This window comes from Candidatus Brocadia sinica JPN1 (assembly GCF_000949635.1).
Taxonomy (GTDB): Bacteria; Planctomycetota; Brocadiia; order Brocadiales; family Brocadiaceae; genus Brocadia; species Brocadia sinica.
In genome coordinates, this window is record NZ_BAFN01000001.1 from 1,555,432 (window position 1) to 1,576,244 (window position 20,813).

Annotated in this window: 17 protein-coding genes; 11 read left to right on the forward strand and 6 right to left on the reverse strand. The window is 43.5% G+C overall.

Annotated features, from left to right (window positions below; all coding sequences use genetic code 11):
* The first annotated feature begins 55 nt into the window (after window positions 1-55).
* Window positions 56-949, forward strand: a complete 894-nt coding sequence (locus tag BROSI_RS07030) for a formate/nitrite transporter family protein (protein ID WP_052563038.1) — start codon at window positions 56-58, stop codon at window positions 947-949.
* Window positions 950-1,097: 148 nt separating this feature from the next.
* Here the strand turns inward: BROSI_RS07030 and BROSI_RS07035 are convergent, their stop codons facing one another.
* The 4 genes from BROSI_RS07035 to hisD form a co-directional block, all read right to left on the reverse strand.
* Entirely contained in the window at window positions 1,098-2,237 is a 1,140-nt protein-coding gene (locus tag BROSI_RS07035) for an outer membrane protein assembly factor BamB (protein ID WP_082059089.1), read from the reverse strand.
* Window positions 2,238-2,286: 49 nt separating this feature from the next.
* Complete coding sequence (hisB, locus tag BROSI_RS07040) at window positions 2,287-2,877, reverse strand: imidazoleglycerol-phosphate dehydratase HisB (RefSeq protein ID WP_052563039.1); 591 nt, start codon at window positions 2,875-2,877, stop codon at window positions 2,287-2,289.
* A gap of 34 nt (window positions 2,878-2,911) precedes the next feature.
* On the reverse strand, window positions 2,912-3,994 hold the full coding sequence (gene hisC, locus BROSI_RS07045) for a histidinol-phosphate transaminase (RefSeq protein WP_052565694.1): 1,083 nt from the start codon (window positions 3,992-3,994) through the stop codon (window positions 2,912-2,914).
* A 69-nt stretch (window positions 3,995-4,063) separates the two neighbouring features.
* Window positions 4,064-5,374, reverse strand: a complete 1,311-nt coding sequence (gene hisD / locus BROSI_RS07050; protein ID WP_230400652.1) for a histidinol dehydrogenase — start codon at window positions 5,372-5,374, stop codon at window positions 4,064-4,066.
* 511 nt (window positions 5,375-5,885) lie between these two features.
* Here hisD and BROSI_RS07055 point away from each other — a divergent pair.
* The 4 genes from BROSI_RS07055 to BROSI_RS07070 all read left to right on the forward strand — a co-directional run bounded on the left by BROSI_RS07055 (window position 5,886) and on the right by BROSI_RS07070 (window position 10,078).
* Window positions 5,886-6,647, forward strand: a complete 762-nt coding sequence (locus BROSI_RS07055) for a GlcG/HbpS family heme-binding protein (RefSeq protein WP_052563041.1) — start codon at window positions 5,886-5,888, stop codon at window positions 6,645-6,647.
* Between the two features lie 93 nt (window positions 6,648-6,740).
* A complete protein-coding gene (locus BROSI_RS07060; protein WP_082059351.1) occupies window positions 6,741-7,889 on the forward strand; it encodes an RCC1 domain-containing protein in 1,149 nt (382 codons plus the stop codon).
* 89 nt (window positions 7,890-7,978) lie between these two features.
* On the forward strand, window positions 7,979-8,938 hold the full coding sequence (locus BROSI_RS07065; RefSeq protein ID WP_052563043.1) for a ribonuclease H family protein: 960 nt from the start codon (window positions 7,979-7,981) through the stop codon (window positions 8,936-8,938).
* Window positions 8,939-9,070: 132 nt separating this feature from the next.
* Window positions 9,071-10,078, forward strand: a complete 1,008-nt coding sequence (locus BROSI_RS07070) for an aspartate-semialdehyde dehydrogenase (protein ID WP_052563044.1) — start codon at window positions 9,071-9,073, stop codon at window positions 10,076-10,078.
* Between the two features lie 47 nt (window positions 10,079-10,125).
* On the opposite strand, the gene BROSI_RS07075 is transcribed toward BROSI_RS07070, so the two are convergent.
* Together BROSI_RS07075 and BROSI_RS07080 are read right to left on the reverse strand one after the other, a co-directional pair.
* Window positions 10,126-11,346 carry a (Fe-S)-binding protein gene (locus tag BROSI_RS07075; protein ID WP_052563045.1) on the reverse strand — a complete coding sequence of 407 codons (1,221 nt, stop codon included), beginning with the start codon at window positions 11,344-11,346 and terminating at the stop codon, window positions 10,126-10,128.
* A gap of 128 nt (window positions 11,347-11,474) precedes the next feature.
* A complete protein-coding gene (locus BROSI_RS07080; RefSeq protein ID WP_052563046.1) occupies window positions 11,475-12,509 on the reverse strand; it encodes a hypothetical protein in 1,035 nt (344 codons plus the stop codon).
* 429 nt (window positions 12,510-12,938) lie between these two features.
* Between BROSI_RS07080 and mutL the strand changes: the two genes are divergently transcribed.
* The 6 genes from mutL (at window position 12,939) to BROSI_RS07110 (ending at window position 20,773) form a co-directional block, all read left to right on the forward strand.
* The gene (gene mutL, locus BROSI_RS07085) at window positions 12,939-14,828 is read left to right on the forward strand and encodes a DNA mismatch repair endonuclease MutL (protein ID WP_052563047.1); all 1,890 of its coding nucleotides are present in this window, start codon (window positions 12,939-12,941) and stop codon (window positions 14,826-14,828) included.
* 175 nt (window positions 14,829-15,003) lie between these two features.
* Window positions 15,004-15,369: a 6-carboxytetrahydropterin synthase QueD gene (gene queD, locus BROSI_RS07090; RefSeq protein WP_052563048.1), complete on the forward strand. Its 366-nt coding sequence runs from the start codon at window positions 15,004-15,006 to the stop codon at window positions 15,367-15,369.
* A gap of 30 nt (window positions 15,370-15,399) precedes the next feature.
* Window positions 15,400-16,689 (forward strand): 3-hexulose-6-phosphate synthase, encoded by a 1,290-nt coding sequence (hxlA, locus tag BROSI_RS07095; RefSeq protein WP_052563049.1) that lies wholly within the window; start codon window positions 15,400-15,402, stop codon window positions 16,687-16,689.
* Between the two features lie 41 nt (window positions 16,690-16,730).
* A complete protein-coding gene (locus tag BROSI_RS07100) occupies window positions 16,731-17,231 on the forward strand; it encodes a UvrB/UvrC motif-containing protein (RefSeq protein WP_052563050.1) in 501 nt (166 codons plus the stop codon).
* Entirely contained in the window at window positions 17,197-18,285 is a 1,089-nt protein-coding gene (locus tag BROSI_RS07105) for a protein arginine kinase (protein ID WP_230400653.1), read from the forward strand. The genes BROSI_RS07100 and BROSI_RS07105 overlap by 35 nt, the downstream gene beginning before the upstream one ends.
* Window positions 18,286-18,292: 7 nt before the next feature.
* Entirely contained in the window at window positions 18,293-20,773 is a 2,481-nt protein-coding gene (locus tag BROSI_RS07110; RefSeq protein ID WP_052563052.1) for an ATP-dependent Clp protease ATP-binding subunit, read from the forward strand.
* Window positions 20,774-20,813 lie beyond the last annotated feature (40 nt).

The following is a 20,813-nucleotide window of genomic DNA, read 5'->3' on the forward strand; positions in this document are numbered from 1 at the left end:
AGGGGTGTTGTTTTGAAGTTGATATTCACAACAACATTTTAGAGGAGAACAATTAATGTTATATACTGCGAACGTAGATGCAATTGCTGCGGTGTCTCTTAAAAAAGCCACTGCAATGAAACACAGTCTAACAGGTTTTTTGACACTCTCTGTGATGGCTGGTTTTTACATTGGATTTGGTGTTATCCTTGCTTTTATTGCTGCCGCTCCGGTTGCAGCGCTAAATCCAGGGATTGGTAAGATAGTTGCCGGCGCAACCTTTGGTATTGCATTGTCATTAGTAATTGTTGGTGGAGCCGAGCTGTTTACGGGGTATAACCTCCTTATATTTAAGGGAACACTGAGGGGCACTATAACGCTTGGTGATTCCATGCTGGGCTGGTTTTGGACGTACTTAGGGAACCTGGGTGGATCAATGCTCTTTGCGCTTATGGTTATTGCGGCTGGTATCTTTGCTCCCGATCCGTGGAAGTCATTCATACTTAAGGTGGCCACCTATAAATCTACTGCGCCATGGTGGGAACTATTCTTCAGGGGTATCTTCTGTAACTGGCTGGTATGTCTTGCAATATGGTCAACCTTCAGGTGCACGAGCGATTCCGGCAAATTGATTATGATATGGTGGTGCTTATTCGCCTTTATTACGACAGGCATGGAACACAGCGTTGCGAATATGACAATATTGACGATCGCAAATTTATTGCCCCACGACCCTGCCGCAATTTCATGGGGTAAGATGTTTGGTTGGAATCTTGTCTCTGTTACCCTTGGTAACATTGTGGGAGGTACATTCTTTGTCACATTCCTGTATTGGTTCGCAAATGCCATGGATGAAAGGGGCGCCAGGACGATGGAGGCCATAAAAGGAGGTTCCGGAAGCGCAGGTCTTCCTCGAGCAGGCGGGTCTCCTGAGGAGATTAAGGATGTTAAGGTAAAGATGAAGTCGTAAATTCTTCGTGAGAACGTAAAGGTTGTTCGTAAAAAATTCGGATAGAACTAACCAAAAAGGCCAGCATAAAATGCTGGCCTTTTTGTGTGATTGTTAGAGAAAAAAGACAGTATAAAAATTTTATTCTTGTTCGGAGACTTTCCGTTCATTATTGCTGAAAAGCCTCCCCAATAGCGTAAAGTTTCCCGTCATTGGAGCCGATATAAATGGTGCCATCGGCATCAATAGCCGGTGACGATTCTATTGCACATCCTGTTTCAAAGAGCCACTTCAAACTTCCATTGGAATTAAGGGCATACAGTTTTTTATCTCTGGAACCAACATAAATGGTACCGTCAGATCCAACAGCAGGAGATGAATGAACAGAAGAGCCAGTTTCAAAACTCCACTTCAGTTTCCCACTGGAGGTAAATGCATAGAGATTGTTGTCTCCGGAGCCGAAGTATATGGTTCCTTCAGTGTCAATAGCAGCAGAAGAATCGATATCGTATTTGGTGTCAAACGTCCATTCTGTATGTCCGTCTGCACGAAAGGCATAAAACTTGGCATCCTCTGAACCTATGTAAATGTTCCCGTTGGGAGCGATCAGGGGAGAGGCATCTAAGAGGTACCGGGTGCCAAAACTCCAAACAGCCTTACCTTCTGGTTTCATGGCAAATAAATAATAGTCCCCGGAACCAAAATAGATCATACCATCAGGGGCAATGGCAGGTGACGAGACCACGTGATCGGCGGTCTTTTGCGTCCATTTTAATTTGCCGTCCTGGGTAATGGCGTGAAGTTTTTTATCCCAGGACCCGACATAGATCGTGCCATCAGGTGCAATTGCCGGAGAGGAAATGATACCGCCTTCGGATTTATATTTCCAAAGGATACTACCATCAGGATTCAATGCATAAAGATGGCTATCCCAGGATCCAAAGAGAATCGTGCCGTCCTTTCTGATGGCAGGTGATGAATCAACCTCATTCTGTGTTTCGAATACCCATTTAAGTTTACCATTTCGTGTAACGGCATATAGTTTTTTATCTTTGGAGCCAAAGTAAATTGTGCCATCTTCCCCAATAGCCGGAGAAGAGGCAATGGGTCCTTGGGTTTGGAATGTCCACTTTAGAACGGGCTTTTGAATGCTCACATAAGGGCTTCTTCCTGTGTGCTGTATGTCGTGCCTGAACATAGGCCATGGGGTATCGGCAAGTTGTGCGTTAAGGGTGGTCGGTAGAAAGATGAGAGGAAAGAAAAGTACAAATAGCCGGGAGGCAAAAACCTTGATGTGCTGTTTTACCATGCTGAGTTCCTTTTTTGAAAAAATGATTTGCTATTTCTGATAAATACTATTAGAGTACTCCTTTCGTTGATGGGATATCTTTTATGCGTGCGTCTATCCGGACAGCATCTCCTAGCGCCTTGGCAAGTCCCTTAAATATTGCTTCAGCTATGTGGTGAGCATTGCTGCCATAGGGGACATTCACGTGCAGGTTAATGCCTGCATTTGTACTAAAGGCCTCCAGAAATTCTTCAATAAGCTCTACATCGAAATTCCCTATTTTTTCCGTATGGAAGGTAACGTTAAAGACCAGTGCTGGTCTGCCACTGATGTCTACTGCGATATGGGCAAGGGCTTCCTGCATAGGGACGCTTGAGTTTGAGAAACGCCGAATCCCCTTTTTGTCACCCAAAGCCTCTTTTATTCCCTGGCCAAAACATATCCCCACGTCTTCTACCGTATGATGATCGTCCACAATGCGGTCTCCGTTTGCATGAATAGTCAAGTCGAACAGTCCATGTTTGGTGAGTAGATCAAGCATATGATCCAGGAAACCAACGCCAGTAGAAATATGGCTATTTCCATCCCCATCAAGAGTAAGGGTCAATTCGATCTGTGTTTCTTTGGTTTTTCTATGAATCGTGGCTGTCCTTTTTGTCATCTGAATTGCACGGATGTGGATACCGTGTCCTTGTCTAATGATAACAGGTAGGCACTGTTTTTGAATGCGTCGTACCTACAAGTTCTTTTAGATGTTTCAGCAAGATATCGATTTCTTCTCTTGTCCCAATCGTAATGCGCAGGCAGTCATCCAGCCGTCTCAGATTGAAGTATCGTACCAGTATCTTTCGTGCCTTCAATGTTTGATATAAGGTGTGTGCAGAGACTCCTTTCATGCACCGTGCCAGCACAAAGTTAGTTTGGGAAGGATATACAAAAAAACCCATCTCCTGTAAGGATTTTGTAAGGTAGCGTCTTGTTTCCTTTATCTTTTCAGTGTGAGCCTTCATGCTTTTTTGGTCATCCAGTGCTGCAATTACTGCCGCAATGCTGAGTCGGTCAACGTTATACGAATCCTTCACCTTCATCAACCCTTGAATAAGAGGTTCTTGCGCAATGCAAAAACCCAGCCTGATGCCTGCCAGTGAATATGATTTTGACAGTGTGCGCAGGATAAGGATATTGTCGTGTTGTTTGATCAGGGAGAGACAATTATCGTCTGCAAAATCAGCGTATGCCTCGTCAACGACGAGCACACCATCTATCTTGGAGGCAATCTTTGATATTTTGCCTGGTGAGATCATAGTTCCCGACGGAGAATTCGGATTTGCGATAAATGTAACCTTTGCACCTTCTACGATAAAATCTTCAGGAAGAGAATAACCCTCCGTGAAATCGACAGCACAGGCAACCCCATCCTGCAGTTCTGCAAGTGTTTTGTAGAGCATATAAGAAGGGTAAGGAAAAACGACCTTATCGCCTTCGCCTGCAAAGCTCCGTATAATTATGGATAGCAGGTCATCGGAACCGTTTCCCGTCATGACACATTCCGGTCTTGTACCTAATATTTCAGCAATTTTTGTCCTTGCTGCTGTTGCAACCGGATCGGGGTAAAGACGCAGGTTTTCGTTTATCGCCTCTTTAATGGCATTTAGCACCCCTGAAGAGGGTGGGTATGGATTTTCGTTTGTGTTGAGTTTTATGTAAATACCGTCTTTGGGTTGCTCTCCCGGTGTATAACCGGACATTCTTTCAATGTTGGTTCTAAAATAACTCAACGGCATGCTCCTTTAAGATATTTTGGAAAATTTACGAATTGCGATTTTCGATGGGAAAAAATCGTAATTCTAAAATCCGGACCTGGAATTTAGTCTGATTTGAACAGACCGTGTGTGCGCATCCAAACCTTCAGCTCCTGAAATTTCAGCCAAATCATTATATGCAGTCTTGAGTGCCGACCTGGAATACGTTATTACACTAGACCTTTTCAGGAAATCATTTACCGATAATCCGGATGAAAAACGTGCTGTCCCACTCGTTGGAAGTACATGTGAGGGTCCCGCAATATAATCTCCCAGTGCAACTGGGGTGTATGATCCCAAAAAGATTGCCCCAGCATGTTTAATATTACAAAGCAGCGCCCTCGGGTTCTGTGTCATAATCTGTAAGTGCTCTGGAGCCAATTTGTTGGATATTTCAACGCATTCGTCGATGTTTTTTGCTAATATAATAACACCAAATTTTTTCAGGCATCTTTTTGTGTCTGCATATCGTTTGAGTTTTGTTATTTGTCGATTTAATTCTGAAGTTACTTGTTCCACCAGCAATTCAGAGAACGTGACCAGCATTGAGATGCCTGGTGCATGTTCTGCCTGAGATAATAAATCAGATGCGACAAACGAAGGGTTTGCATGGTCGTCCGCTATAATCAATACTTCGCTGGGTCCTGCCAGCATATCGATGCCAGCATATCCAAAGATTTCCTTTTTTGCAAGCGTTACAAAAACGTTCCCGGGTCCTACAATCTTATCTACCTTTGGAATGGTTTCTGTGCCAAATGCAAGGGCAGCAACAGCCTGGGCACCACCCACCTTGTATATTTCACGAATACCTGCCTCCTTTGCAGCAACCAGTCTTTCAGGTGGAATAGCTCCATCTTTAGAAGGAGGTGTAGTCATAATTATTTTGTTGACGCCTGCTGCGCGTGCAGGTATCGCGTTCATCAATACCGTGGATGGATACGATGCGGCGCCACCAGGAACGTATACTCCCACACTTTCTAAAGGAGAATACAAGGTGTCAAGCACAATGCCGCCTGTCTTTAATGGGCTAACTTTGCTGATTCGTATGTGTTCCTGATATGTCCATATATTGGTGATAGCTCGTTGAATGGATTTTACAAACGGGAGAGATATTTTCCTGTAAGCCTCTTCAATTTCGTTGTCTTTTACCCGAAAATCCTTCGGTGAAAGAAAAGCCTTATCATAGAGTTTGCTATATTTCGCAAGTGCTTTATCCTTATGCTTTTTGACGTCATTGATAATTTTTAGTACTGTTGTTCTATTCGTGGATACGCCGGATAAAATGTTTAATTGTTGTTTGCATTTTTCGATTTCCTTGTCAATTTTACATTCCCATGTCCTGAGTATCCGCATCATCGCATTCTCAAAATGAACGAGGCATAATGCCTCGTTTGTCGTATAACACAAATTAGGTATCTGTCTGTTAACTCAATATTACGCCTAAAAATTATATTTTCTGCCGATATTGTTGTCAAGAAAAATGAAACGGCTGATATTGCCATCCGTCTTCAGCAGAACGACTGCTGTGAGGAAAAATAGAAATGGCAAGCACCGTTTAGAAGCATGACAAGAGCGGAAGTATCTTTGTTATAGTGGAAGAAATTTGATTTGCTGTTGTCTTGTAAAATCATCAGAAATTCCTTGACAATTACTCTAGTATCAGTACATAGTTTACGTAATATGATCAATGCATGTTCATGGTGAGATAACTACCTGGGAACGACAATAGATTATGGAAGATGAATTGCTTGATAAGGCAGCAAAATTGCAAAAAATTCTTTAATGCGATATTCTGATTTTTTCTGCATTTTTCGTACTCTGCAGTGAACTATATATGACAAACACCATTCAAGAGGAGGCTGTTAGCATGAGATGTTTTAAAATGATTTTCAATAGTTTTGTTGTAACCATATCCCTTGTTGTCCTGTTTTCACTAGGGGCTTTTGCGGATAATCTGCCTTCGCATGCGGTGCTTCAGGGAGTTCTTCGGGCCGTAGTGAAGGAGAACAATGGGGGGTTTGGTTTTCATATGTGGGCAACCCTGACGGACCGAGACGGCGTGGTAAAAGTAGTCGTATTTTCTGGAAAAGACAGGGGAGATCAATGGCCTGGGAGTCGTGTTATTTCTGCACAAAAGGCCAATACTGCTAATGCATTCAGTCTGCCGGAATTTGCGTTGTCAACTGCAAACCTGTTCTCTGCGGTGCAGCCTGGCGGGAGCTTGTTTGGATTACAGGAGAGTAATCCTGTTTCTCCTGAAGCGGCCTATCAGGGTCCGTCCGAAAAATTTGGCACAGAAAAGGACCCCATGGTTGGCCATAGGATAGGCGGGGTTAATGTATTTGGAGGAGGTTTGGCGTTGTATAACAGCGAGGGAAAAATTGTTGGCGCTTTGGGCGTCAGCGGTGATACCTCATGTGCTGACCACAATATCGCATGGAAGGTGCGGCATGGACTGAATCTGGACTACGTGCCTGCGGGGGTTAGTCCATCAACAGATGACAATATTGTTTATGATATTACCAATGGTATCAGCGCCGGTGGCTGGGGCCATCCGCAATGTTCCCTGGAAGCAGCCAAAATTGCCCAGGAATTTCCCAAAACGCATCCCGTGAGAAAAAAGAAATAATAATTGAAAATCCTTAAACCTGTTTGCGGAAAAAGCACCTTTTTTCATTACAATATCGAGTCTTTCTGTTCGGGGGGAGTGGGTAATATTACGATGAACAACAAACTTATCATTTTATGCTGGATTGTAATCTCATTTTCTCTGTTTTTGCCCTTTAATATGATGGCTTCTGCATCGACAATTGTGCAAATATCGGGAGGCGGTTTTCATAGCCTGGTTTTGAAATCAGACGGCACCGTATGGGCATGGGGATTGAATATGTACGGACAGCTTGGCGATGGAACAAATACAGATAGGAAGATGCCGGTACAGGTAAAGGGGCTGGATAATGTTGCTGCAATTGCAGGAGGAGTGTGGCACAGCATCGCCTTGAAAACAGATGGTACAGTCTGGGTATGGGGAGGTAACTGGGCGGGACAACTGGGAAACGGCACGACTAAGAGCAGGAATATACCAATTCAGGTAAATGGCCTTGGTGGTATCATGGCGATTGCCACGAAAGGACAGCACAGTCTTGCCCTGAGGTCTGATGGAACCGTTTGGGCCTGGGGGAGAAACGCATACGGACAATTGGGAGACGGAACCACTACAGATAAAAATACACCAGTACAAGCAAGTGGGCTTAGCGATGTTGTCTCCATTACCGGAGGTGGGTACCACTGCCTTGCCAAGAAGACAGATGGCACCATCTGGGCTTGGGGACTTAACAAAAATAATCAGTTGGGAGACGGTTCTACAACTGACAGGACAATCCCTATCCCGGTGAGAGGACTTATGGACGTCAGTACTATGAATGGTGGGGGAGATCACAGTGTTGTCCTGAAGAACAACGGTAACGTTTGGACTTGGGGATTTAATCAATATGGCCAGTTGGGAGACGGTTCGACTGATAACAGAAGTACCCCATTCCCCATAAATAAGCTCAAAAAGGTCATTGCAATTGCCGGGGGAGGAGACCACACCCTTGCCCTGAAATCAGACGGAACCGTATGGGCATGGGGGAGTAATAGTTCAGGTCAGTTGGGGGACGGAACTACTACAAAGAGAGACGTTCCCGTTCTTGTAAAAAAACTTGACAATGTCATTTCTGTTTCTGGTGGAGGACAACACAGCATTGCCTTAAAAGCCGATGGAACCGTATGGGCATGGGGATTAAACAAAAACGGTCAACTGGGAGACGGTTCTGTCTTAAATAGAAACACCCCGGCTGAGGTAATCGGTGGTTACCAATTTCAGGATTGAGATACCACTCAAATTGGCGGCATTACAAGTTGGTTTCGTTTTGACTTTTTTTTGTAAAATGATATAATTATTTTTTTAAATAATTTGTTATGGCGGTGATAGCAGGGATAGATGAGGCCGGATACGGTCCTACGCTTGGGCCTATGGTAAGTACCGTTGTTGCGCTTGATGTGCCGGATGAAATGGCAGATTGTTCCTTGTGGGAGCTTTTGAAGGAAGCCGTATCAAATGAACGCAGAGCGCGAAAACGGCGACTTGCTGTTCTGGATAGCAAAAAATTATACAACGCGCACAACGGCCTGAAACCGTTGGAGGATGCGGTTCTTTCGTTTTTGTGGTCAAAGGGTTTAAAGATTGCATCGTTCTTTCAACTGCTGGGCAGCTTATCATGTTACAATACAAATGCCATTGCCCGGTATCCATGGTATAAGGATAAGGATTATCCCCTGCCGTTAACTACGAGCATTTCTGTGATAGTAAATTATGCAGATTTATTACAGTATGTTTTTCGGAAGCACAATGTGCGGTTTTCTTATGCAAGAAGTTGTGTTGTAACTGTTCAGGAGTTTAATGAACAGGTAAGGTCGTTCGGAAATAAGTCTGTTGTCTTATTTAATAATTGCGCAGCACTTATCTCCAGTCTGTGGAATTTATGTGATGGCAATATACGTTTGATTGTTGACAAGCAGGGTGGCAGAAATACGTATACCAGCCTGCTAAAGGCCCAATTGCCCATGGCGGATCTAGAGGTGCTAAACGAAAGTGCCAGGGTTTCGACATACGAGGTGGTTGATACCGGCAAGAGGATGAAGATATCCTTTGTGGAAAAGGGTGAAGATATCTGCATGGCTGCAGCCCTTGCATCAATATTTAGCAAATATGTTCGGGAGTTGTTTATGCGGTTGGAAAATCAATATTGGATTCAACTTCTCCCCGGCTTAAAACCAACGGCAGGTTATTATAGTGATGCGCAGCGATTTTTGTCGCAGATAAGGGATGTTCGGGAAAAAAAGGCGATTCAGGACGATATTTTAATACGTATTAAATAGATGTTTTAAGCCACCGGGGACACAGAGAAAAATTAAAGAGTATTTAGGCCCGGAATGAGAGAAATTTATAAGGGTTTTTGCAGTAGTCTCCATGGTTAAAAGTCTTAACGACGAAAGGAGTTTTTGGAAGAGATGGCAGTAAATCTGGCGGTAGTGGGTGCAACAGGCGCAGTGGGTGAAGAATTTCTCCGAATACTGGAAAGCAGGAAATTTCCGGTTAAAGAATTGAGATTATTAGCCTCGAGACGTTCTGCCGGGAAAAAAATGCAGTTTTGCGGGGTTGATTACACCGTGCATGAATTAACGAAGCATTCATTCCAGGGGATAAAGATTGCCCTTTTTAGCGCAGGGGCAAGCATCAGCAGGGAATATGTACCCTATGCCATCGAGAGTGGGTCTGTTTGTGTAGATAATTCCAGTGCCTTCAGGATGGATGACGATGTGCCGCTCGTAGTGCCCGAGGTGAATCCTCAGGATATTGCCAAGCATCATGGTGTGATTGCTAATCCCAACTGCTCTACGATCCAGATGGTGGTTGCCTTGAAACCGATTCATGATGTTGCACGGATAAAGAGGATTGTTGTGTCAACGTACCAGGCGGTGTCTGGCGCGGGACTTAAGGCCATTGATGAGCTTCGAAAGGAGACTGCAAGTGTTCTTGACGGCAAGGAAGGGTTTCGGAGAAATTTGTTTCCTCATCAGATTGCCTTTAATGTATTGCCTCAGATTCCCCAAAGCAGTGCGTTTCTACCCAATGGATATACATCCGAAGAGATGAAGATGATGAATGAAACCAAAAAGATCATGGGGGATAATAACATTCGGGTTACTGCGACGACTGTACGTGTACCTGTTATCCGTAGTCATAGCGAGTCGGTGAACGTGGAAACAGAGAAAAAAATCTCCGCGGCAGAAGTAAAAAAGCTCCTTTCCGTGGCGCCTGGTATCAGGGTTGTGGATGATCCAGCCAATCAGTTATATCCTTTAGCGACTGATGCAGCGGGAAGAGATGATGTTTTTGTGGGACGCATTCGTGAAGACGAATCCATCGAGAAGGGGATTAATCTATGGATTGTGAGCGATAATCTTCGAAAGGGCGCTGCGCTGAATGCTGTTCAGATTGCCGAAATGTTACTATAAAGTTGTAAGTTAAAAGTTCCAGGTTTTTTATTTTTTCGACTTTCAACTTATCGCAGCATGGCATCCCTCAATACTTGTATGGTGTGTGTGCATTTAACCTCTGAACCCCTTGCAGCGAGAAGGTCTTCGATTTGAAGCCGACACCCGGGGCAACCCGTTGCTACAACCTTGGCGCCGCATTTTTCAATAGCCCTTGCCTTGTGCTCACCAATCTTCATTGAGAGATCATAGTGTAACAAATTAAATACCCCACCTCCTCCGCAGCAGCGTTCCGGGTTTTCCATCTCTTGAAAATCAGCAGAATGCCTCAAAATATCTCTGGGTTGTTTTGAGATGTTTTGACCCCAGTAGAGATGACACGGATCATGGTAGGTAATCTTTGTATTCAGTGTCTTTGTTTCGTAGGTAAAATATTTTTCAATAAATTCAGATATGTCGTATAATTTATCCGTGAATTTTAAGGCGCGATTCCCCAGGATATGGGGATAATCTCTTTTCAGAGTCCTGCCACAGGTTGCGCATGCAGTGATAATAAAATCGACGTTGGCCTTTTCAAATACCTCCACGTTTACTTCAGCCAATCTTCGTGCCGTTTTTACATCCCCCAATGATCTTGCAGGTATGCCGCAGCACAGTTGTTCTGTGGGGATAATTACTGCTGCCCCAAAATGATTTAACACCTCGATTACTGCATCAGCAATATCGGTATAGACGTAATTGATAAGACAGCCTACATAAAACCCCACTTTCATTTTCGGAGATTTTATCTTCTTCGCATTTCGATATTTTTTTAGTACAGTCTCTTTCGCCAAAGGAGGAATCCATCTACCACCCATAAACATGAAAGGTAAGTGCCTCATGGTACCGTGACGCTTTAGTGGAACAAGACGTTGAAAGGTACTGGCGGTTTTCAAGAGCAGATTAAAGAGCCACCTCCTGGTCAAGAACAGTTTGAATACAATCCGTGGTATAAACCATATGCCAAGGTGATTTGCCAGATCGTCAAGCATGGTTTGGATGATGAAATCATAATTAACACCCGAGGGGCAGATACTGGAGCACCGGAGGCATTTCTTGCAGGAGAGGAGATAATCCCTTAAGAGTTCCGTGTGAAAAATTTCGCCGTTTCGTAGTGCATCAGCCAGGCTTATGCGACCTCGTGCCACCATGGATTCGTTACCCGTCTCGATAAAAACGGGGCAGACAGAACGGCATTTACCGCACTTGGCACACTTGTTAATTTCTGTTTCGTACTCCTTAGTAAACATGTATTTCCCCCACCACGATAGTTTTCTTGTGAAAAGATTTTTGGTTTGTTACTAAGGATAATTATAGCAAAGAGAAATAAAAAAGGGAGGCTTAAAAAGCCTCCCTTTTTATTTTAAAAGTATTCCGTTTAATGATGTCTCTTTTTTTCATGATCATCATCATCATCATCATCGTCATCACCGTCATCGTCGTCATCGTCGTCATCATCATTCTTTTCTTTGCCCTTTATTTTCACAGTATCGCTTCCCTCGAAGCTTGTGCCGTTTTTTAATTCACCAGTAACGGTGAGTTCCTGCCTTTCTTTTTCATCTTTTTTCTGATTCCTGTAAAAGTTTACTTGGGAATCGAGATCTAAGTCTTGTGTGTTAAATGTTGCGATAAACCGGTTTTTGTCTACCTTCCCATTAATGGCTTCTGCCCCCTCGCATTCAACGGTATCTTCATCTATGTCGCTAACATTATAGGGCAAAGGTAGCTTGATAAACGCCTTAAACTTACCGTTGCTTTTGAGGTTGATGGTTTCTGGTTTTATTTCAATGACTGCTTGTATAATTGCGGGTGTGGTCATGGGGGTTGCCGTGGGAGCAGGTGAAGGCGTGATAACGGGGGTGGGTGTTGCTATAGTAGATTCTGAGATTATGCCTCCTGGTACCAGGATTGCCAGGATTGAGCCTGTGCGTGCAAGAGAGGGCGTTGGTGTTGTCGCAGGTGTCGCTGTTGGAGAACTCGTTGGCGTTGGTGAAGCGGTTATAATTGGAGTAGGCGTTGGAGACGTCACTGTATTGATTATGACGTTGACAATTTCCAGCTTATCGCCTTTGCTAAGGGTATCAAGGGTAAATTCTAATTCTGCTTTTCCGTCCGTAATAGCAAATGGTTCTGCATACGTTTTTGGGCTGTCATTAATCTCTGTTTCAATCACAAGAATACTGTCTTGGTTGATGAGTTGATCGTCAGCAGATCGTAATCCCTCTATAGATAATTCCACCTTGCCGGTGTCGCTTATGCTGATATTCGCTTCTACTTCTGCTGAATAACTGCCTGAGGATTCACTAGTTAGGCTTGTTTCAAACAAATCTTTGCTATATCCTTTTGTAGCAATCAACAATGATAGAATTGTTACAAAAGAAAACCACCGCAGTAATAGAAAATATTTTTCCATCGCTTTCTTCCTCCTAAATATGATGACTCTTTAACTGCACAGGAATAACTTATAGAAATATTACCTCATTAACGATATTATCGGAGTGTTCCTGAAAAAATTTACTCTTTTTTATATTTTATGGTAGTGTATACTTCGTAATATGGGCAAACTTTTTGCCAGTTCGTATTATCTTTGTTGTTTGGCCTTCTGAATTATTCTTTGTTTGTCTACTTCTTGATGTACTATTGTTTTTGTGTATATAACACATAATTTTGTTTTTACAACTGAAGTATCAAAACAATGTAAAGCAAATTTATTATGATTTAAATAAAATAAGTGCTATTATTTGGTTTGTAACTGCGAGGCTCTTTTGTTCACCGTAGAATCTATGATCACTGCTCCTGGCAGGTTCAGGAACTGGTGCTTGCTTTTCATGGAATGTGGTGTATGTCCCAAATTAAGATTCTTCCCATAGCTGTCATTAACAAAATTGCAGCAGGCGAGGTGATTGATCGTCCGGCGGCTGTCGTAAAAGAGGTAATTGAAAATGCAATTGATGCCGGCGCATCAAGGATTGATACCCATCTGGAGGATGGGGGAAGAAAATCGATACGGATATCGGATGACGGTATTGGGATGGATGCCGAAGACCTTGCTCTTGCATTTCAAAGCCATGCCACCAGTAAACTTCGTAATGCAGACGACCTGTTTGCGATCCATACCCTGGGTTTTCGCGGAGAGGCACTGCCGAGCATCGGAGCCGTTTCGCATGCCAGCATTATCTCCAGGGTAAAAGGATCTTTGCATGGTGCGGAAGTAACGATTGACGGAGGAATTTTGGGTAAAATTAAGGAATGCGGCGCGCCTGAAGGCACACAAGTTGAGGTGCGCGATCTGTTTTTTAACGTTCCTGTCCGCAAGAAATTTTTAAGGACGATACCCACGGAAATGGCTTATATTTCTGAAGTACTCACGAGGTTTGCCCTCTCCTATCCAGCTATTCATTTTACCCTCATGCATAATAACAGGACGGTGTTTAATCTTCCGCCGGTCCGGGATACGGCTGAACGGATTGCAATATGTTTCGGAGAAGAGATGAAAAAGCAACTTATTCCCGTGTTTCTTCGGGAAGAGCAATTTGTCCTTTCGGGATTCATTGCGCCTCCTTTTTTTGACAAAGCCAATGCGAGGATGCAGTTCATATTTTTGAACGGCCGCTACATTAAAGATGGCGCCATCTTTCGTGCCATTAGCGAATCCTATCGCGGGAAATTAATGTATAAGAGATATCCGGTTGTGTTCCTGTTTTTACAGGTAGAGCCGTCTGGGGTAGATGTGAATGTCCATCCAACAAAGACCGAAGTGCGTTTCCGGAATACCAACGCAGTCTACAATTATGTCCTCTCCGCGTTAAAAGAGGGTCTGAATAAATCAACAGCTAAGACGATTGACGTGTCATCTTCGGTTCCGGGATTGGAAAAGGAATTGGTGGCAGCAGAAGATGTTGACCTTGTAAAAAAGTCTCTGTGGGAACAGTTTTCCTTGAGAAAAACGGATGCAAACCTACCGGGTCCTGACTTACAAAAGAGGATAGAGATCCCTCTTGATTCCCCCTATAAAAAGGGGGAATTGATGAGGAAAGAAGGTAAGGGAAGTGTGGAAGGATTTCCGAATGAAGAAAAATCAGGGGAATGCAATACTATTCAAACGGGTATAAAAACAAAGGGGAAAGAAAAAGTATTTCCTGCAGAGGGTATTGGCAAAAAGAAGGTCTGTTTTCAAATTCACGATGCTTTTATTGTTGAGGAGACAGATGACGGATTAAATATTATCGATCAGCACGCATTGCACGAAATAATTTTATACCACGAAATAGAAAGGGGCATGCGTACTTCCCAATCGCCAAGTCAGCGCCTGTTGATCCCGGAACTGGTGGAGTTGAGTCCAAAGGATTTTTTCAACATTATCAGCTTAAAAGAAAATCTGAGAGGGCTGGGGGTTGATGTTGAGGAGTTTGGGCTGCGTACAATTGCAATTCGCTCCTTTCCGCAAGTTCTGCGGCGATTGCATGGCAAGGAATTTATCGAAAGCTTGCTGGCCGGGTTGAGCGATGATGATTACCTGAAGGGGAAAGATAGCATTTTGGATAAATTAATCAGCATTATGGCGTGTAAAGGCGCTATTAAGGCAGGGCAGAGATTGGAACCGTCGGAAATAGAGGAACTTCTGAAAATGAAAAAGAGGATAAATGCATATACGAACAACTGCCCCCATGGCAGGCCCACGGCACTGCATTTTTCTCTGGATGAGTTACAAAAGCAATTCAAGAGAAAATAAGGGGTTCGATACATTTTAAATGATCCTATGTTTTTTTCCAGTGAGTGTTTAGGTCTATATAAACAATGAAAAATCCCTTGACTTTTATTTTTGCGAGTGATAAGATTTTTTTGCATGTATGTACTTTCGAGTTTCCGTAACTAAAGTAAAACAAGGCATTTTTGGTGCATAAATAGTGTTTGAACTCGTCGTTGAAACTGATTTTTCCGCAGCACATAACTTGCGGGAATATAAAGGGCAATGCGAAAGGCTTCACGGTCACAATTGGAAGGTGCAGGTCGTCTTAAAGGCTGAAAAACTGGATAAATTAGGCATGGTAATGGATTTTAGAGATGCAAAAAGGATTATTGGGGAAGTTATCAATAGATTTGATCATGTGTATTTGAATGATCTCCCGGATTTTAAGGTCTTAAATCCTACCACCGAGAATCTGTCCAAAATACTTTATGACGGATTAAAGAATGTCCTACCAATAGGGGTAGGGGTGGCGAAGGTCACAACTTGGGAGTCCGACCGTTGTGGGGCTGCATATTTCGAATAGAGGCTCTTTTACAATTTGAGTGTAAATAGGATGACGGTAATATTACAAGTAGCCTTGGACTTTGTTGACCTTCACAGGGCTGTAAAGGTTGCTGAAGCGGCAATTGAAGGCGGCGCGGATTGGCTGGAGATAGGTACTCCGCTTATTAAAAGCGAAGGGATGAATGCGGTCCGCCACTTGAGAAAATTGTTTCCCGGCAGAACGTTAATTGCGGATATGAAGACAATGGATGCAGGGCGTGCAGAAATGGAAATAGCTGCCAAAGCCGGCGCTAACATCGCCGTTGTAATGGGAAATGCCCCGGTTTCGACTATTAGGGAGTGTATACAAGCAGGGAAAAATTACGGTATAAAAATCTGTGTGGACTGTATAGATAGTAGTAACATTGGGGATTACGTTGCCGATATAGAGAAATGGGGCGCTGATTTTATTGCTGTGCACACCGCCATAGATGATCAAATGTATGGTAAGACACCGTTTGACACCTTGCGACACGTTTGCAGTAAAGTAAAGATACCGGTTGCCGTGGCAGGTGGTATAAACTCTGAAAATGTAGTAGATGCTGTAAATGCTGGGGCAAGTGTTGTAATTGTTGGCGGATATATTAGTAAATCAAAAGATGTAAAAATTGCGACAGAGACTATTAAAAATGCAATGAGAGAAAACCGAAGGGTTTCTACAACGCTATTCAAAAGGGTAACAAGTGAAGGTATCCGTGAAACGTTAAATCGACTTTCCACGGCAAATATCTCGGATGGGAGTCACCGAGCTGAAGGTATTACGGGATTATATCCGATATATTCAGATATTAAATTAATAGGGAATGCCATTACCGTTCGGACGTATCCGGGTGATTGGGCCAAGCCTGTTGAAGCTATAGATATTGCAAAAGAAGGGGACGTGATTGTGATAGATGCGGGGGGAGTTGGGCCTGCTGTATGGGGGGAATTGGCAACCCATAGCGCATTGCAGAAAAAAATAAGTGGGGTAGTTATCAATGGTGCAATGCGCGACCTTGCGGAGGTTAGAAAATTAAATTTCCCCATCTTTACAAAAATAGCGATGCCAACTGCTGGCGAGCCAAAAGGGTTTGGGGAGATTAATATCCCAATCAGTATTTCGGGAATTCACATCAATCCGGGAGATTGGATTGTGGGGGATGACGATGGGTTGATGGTAATACCCGCGTTAGAGGCCAATGCCTGGGTCAATTATGGTATGGATTGTTTGGAAAAAGAAAATAGGATACGGGAAGAGATATTGTCCGAAAAAAGTTCTTTAGGAAAAGTTATAGATGTGTTAAAATGGGAAAGACAATAAATTAAGGTTGGACCTGAGATTCGTTTGAGGTGACTGAATTAATGAAATGTGAATCTTGTAATAAAAAACATGCGACAGTCCATTTAACAGAGATTGTCGGCGCAGTGAAAAAAGAACGACATCTCTGCGAAGAATGTGCACAGAGTATCAATACACAGCTTACAAAAATACCCTCACCTACGGAGATATTAACAAGTCTCATTAATCAGGTAGCGCCAGAAATTAGTGAGATGTCTAAGATCGTTTGTCCTGTATGTGGATTGTCCTATCTGGAATTCCGCTCCCATGGTCGGCTAGGTTGTCCGATGGATTATACGATTTTTAGAAAGGGATTAATCCCGTTATTGGAAAAGATGCACGGCAGTGTCCAGCATGTGGGAAAGGTGCCTTCTAGGGCTGGGAAAGAATTAATTAAAAAAAATGAACTCATGCAATTGCGGAATGAGTTGAACAAGGCTGTCGAAAAAGAAGATTACGAAAAGGCAGCAGAGTTAAGGGATAGGATTTATGAACTTTCAGGCGACACCAGTGAAGATCAGTGATCTTGCTGATAATACAGGAGAGTGGCTGAGAGGTACAGGTCCTGAGTCAGATATTGTTATCAGCAGCAGGATTCGTCTGGCCAGAAATGTGGCGAGATTCCCTTTCCTTTCAAGGGCTAATGTAAAACAGAAAAAGGAACTTGAAGAGATTGTCAGAGATAAAATCAAAGAAGCTGAGATTACTTCGGACCTTCGTTACATAAATCTTGCGGAAATTGATACTGTAGACAGACTTTTTCTTGTAGAACGGCATCTCATCAGTAGGGAACATGCAGGGGGAGAAGGTGAAAGAGGTGTGGCCTTTGGGAAGTCTGAGACGATCAGCCTGATGGTCAATGAAGAAGACCATTTGAGAATTCAGGTAATTCGCTCTGGGTTTGAACTAAAGGAGGCATGGAAGACGATTGACGAGGTCGATAACAAATTAGAGAAAAAGTTAAATTATGCATATTCTTCACGTTTTGGTTATCTGACTGCCTGTCCTACGAATGTTGGTACGGGAATGAGAGCGTCAGTTATGTTGCATCTGCCAGCACTGGGGATGACACACCATATTGAAAAAGTTTTTAATGCGGTAATGAAACTGGGTTTGGTGGTAAGGGGATTATATGGGGAGGGGACGCAGGTTTCCGGAGACTTGTATCAGATATCAAATCAATTCACCCTCGGCAAGTCTGAGTCAGAAATTATTGAAATTATAGAAAGTGTAATTCCCAGGATTACCAGTTATGAGCGGATGGCACGGAAGGCATTGATTTCTGAGAGTCGGGAACAATTAGAAGATCGTGTATGGCGTTCTTATGGTATGCTAAAGGTGGCGCGGATGATTACTTCCGAGGAGATTATGCACCTGCTATCTCAGGTCCGTATGGGAGTTAATTTAGGAATCATTAATGATATTGAAATGAAAACTTTAAATGAGCTTTTCATTTTCACATTACCGGGGCACTTACAAAAGTTGGAAGGGCGTGAACTTACATCTCTGCAAAGGAATATTATTCGTGCAACATATGTAAGAAAACGCCTGGAAAAAGCAGAAAGCTTGAAAGGATAGGTGTATTATGTTTGATCGATTTACTGACCGTGCTCGAAAGGTTATGGCGCTTGCACGCGAAGAGGCCAGGCGATTTAATCACGAATATATTGGTACAGAGCATATCTTGTTAGGACTTGTGAAAGAAGGTAGCGGGGTTGCCGCCAATGTTTTGCAAAACCTGGATATCGAACTAAAAAAGATACGTCTGGAGATAGAAAAAATTGTCCAAAGCGGGTCGGATCTTGTTTCTGTGGGACAGTTGCCTTTTACCCCGCGCGTAAAGAAGGTGCTGGAGTATGCGATGGAGGAGGCGCGAGCGTTAGGGCATAATTATATCGGAACAGAGCATTTGTTGCTGGGTTTGCTCAGAGAACAGGAAGGTGTAGCCGCACAAGTATTGTTAAATCTGGGAGTAAAACTCGAAGATGTTCGGGAGGAGGTTATTGGGCTTTTGGGTTCGGAAGCGGTACAGGGGGGTGTGAATCAGGAAAAAGAGGAAAAGAAGGGGAAGTCGAAGACTCCTGCGCTGGATTCTTTTGGCCGTGACCTTACACAACAGGCCCGCGAACATGAACTCGACCCTGTTATCGGACGACAAGATGTGATTGAGCGTGTAATTCAAGTCTTGTGCCGCAGAACCAAAAACAATCCCGTGTTGTTGGGCGAGGCAGGTGTTGGGAAGACGGCCATTGTTGAAGGTCTGGCGCAGGCTGTGGTACAGGGAAATATCCCTGAATTATTGCGTGACCGTAGGATTGTGGCCCTGGATCTGGCAATGATGGTAGCCGGTACTAAATATAGAGGTCAGTTTGAAGAGCGTATTAAGGCCGTGATGTCGGAAGTCAAAAGGGCGAAGAATATTATTCTGTTTATTGATGAGTTACATACCCTGGTGGGTGCTGGCGGCGCAGAGGGCGCTATTGATGCTTCCAATGTATTAAAACCTGCACTGTCGCGAGGGGAAATCCAGTGTGTTGGCGCTACTACCTTGGATGAATATAGAAAATATATTGAAAAAGACGGTGCTCTTGAAAGAAGATTTCAGACGATTATTGTCGAGCCTCCCTCAAAGACGGAAACGATCGAAATATTAAAAGGACTTCGTGACCGTTATGAAGCGCATCACAAAGTTCAAATTACGGACGATGCGTTAGAAGCCTCAACCGAGCTATCCATTCGTTATATCACGGGAAGATATCTCCCTGATAAAGCGATTGATGTGCTTGATGAAGCATGTGCAAGGGTACGGCTTAAGGCAACCACACAGCCGCCTGATTTAAGACATATAGAGGAAGAGATCAATAAGCTGGAAAAAGATAAAGATGAGTCTGTGGCGATTCAGGATTTTGAAAGGGCGGCCCGGTTAAGAGACAAGGCAGATAAGCTGAAAAAGAAAAAGGAAACCATTGAGAAAGAATGGCGGGAGACCCGCGCTGAGGTTGAAGGTGTCGTGAATGGCGAAATAGTTGCTGAGGTTGTTTCCAAAATGACAGGAATTCCCATGACACGTATCGAATCTGCCGAGGCCAAAAGATTGCTGCGCATGGAAGAAGAACTTCATAAGATGGTGGTTAGCCAGGAAGAGGCTACAAAAGCGGTTGCCAAAGCGATACGTCGTTCCCGCGCAGGGTTGAAGAATCCAAACCGTCCTGTAGCTTCTTTTATATTTGTAGGGCCGTCCGGTGTGGGCAAAACCCACCTGGCAAGGTCACTGGCGAAGTTCCTGTTTGGTGAAGAGGAAGCCCTTATTCAGATTGACATGTCTGAGTATATGGAAAAACATAACATTTCCAGATTGATTGGCGCTCCTCCCGGCTATGTGGGTTATGAAGAGGGTGGACAGCTTACAGAGAAAATCCGGCGTCGCCCGTATGCCGTTGTACTGCTTGATGAAATTGAAAAAGCCCATCCGGATGTATTTAACATGTTACTGCAAATTATGGAGGATGGGAAATTAACGGATAGCTTTGGACGTCATGTGGATTTCCGCAATGTGGTTATTATTATGACTTCAAACATTGGTGCAGATGTTATCAAGAACCAGGCATCTTTAGGTTTCAAAAAAGTGACAGATGCGCATACTTACGAAATGATGAAAGAGCAATTAAAGAAAGAGGTTGAAAAACACTTCCGCCCGGAGTTTTTGAACAGGGTGGATAATATAATTGTCTTCAAACCATTGGATAAGGAAGATTTGAAAAAGATTATTGAAATAGAATTAGTCGGTGTTAAAAAGAGGCTGTATAACTTCAACATCAGCATTACGCTGACTGACGAGGTTTTAGAGTTTTTGATAGAAAAAGGGTACAACCAAAACTTTGGGGCACGTCCACTCCGAAGGGCGATAGAAAGTTATTTAGAGGACCCCCTTTCGGAAGAAATCTTACAGGGTAGATTTGAGGGGAAGAAACTTGTAAAGGCAAGGGTACAGGATGGTAAGCTGATCTTTGACGAGGTAATTGAAACCCCGGAGCCTGCGCTGGCAAATGCTGAAAGCAGCCTATAGGATGAGATGTGACAAAAAGACAAACAAAAGGGGAGAGCAA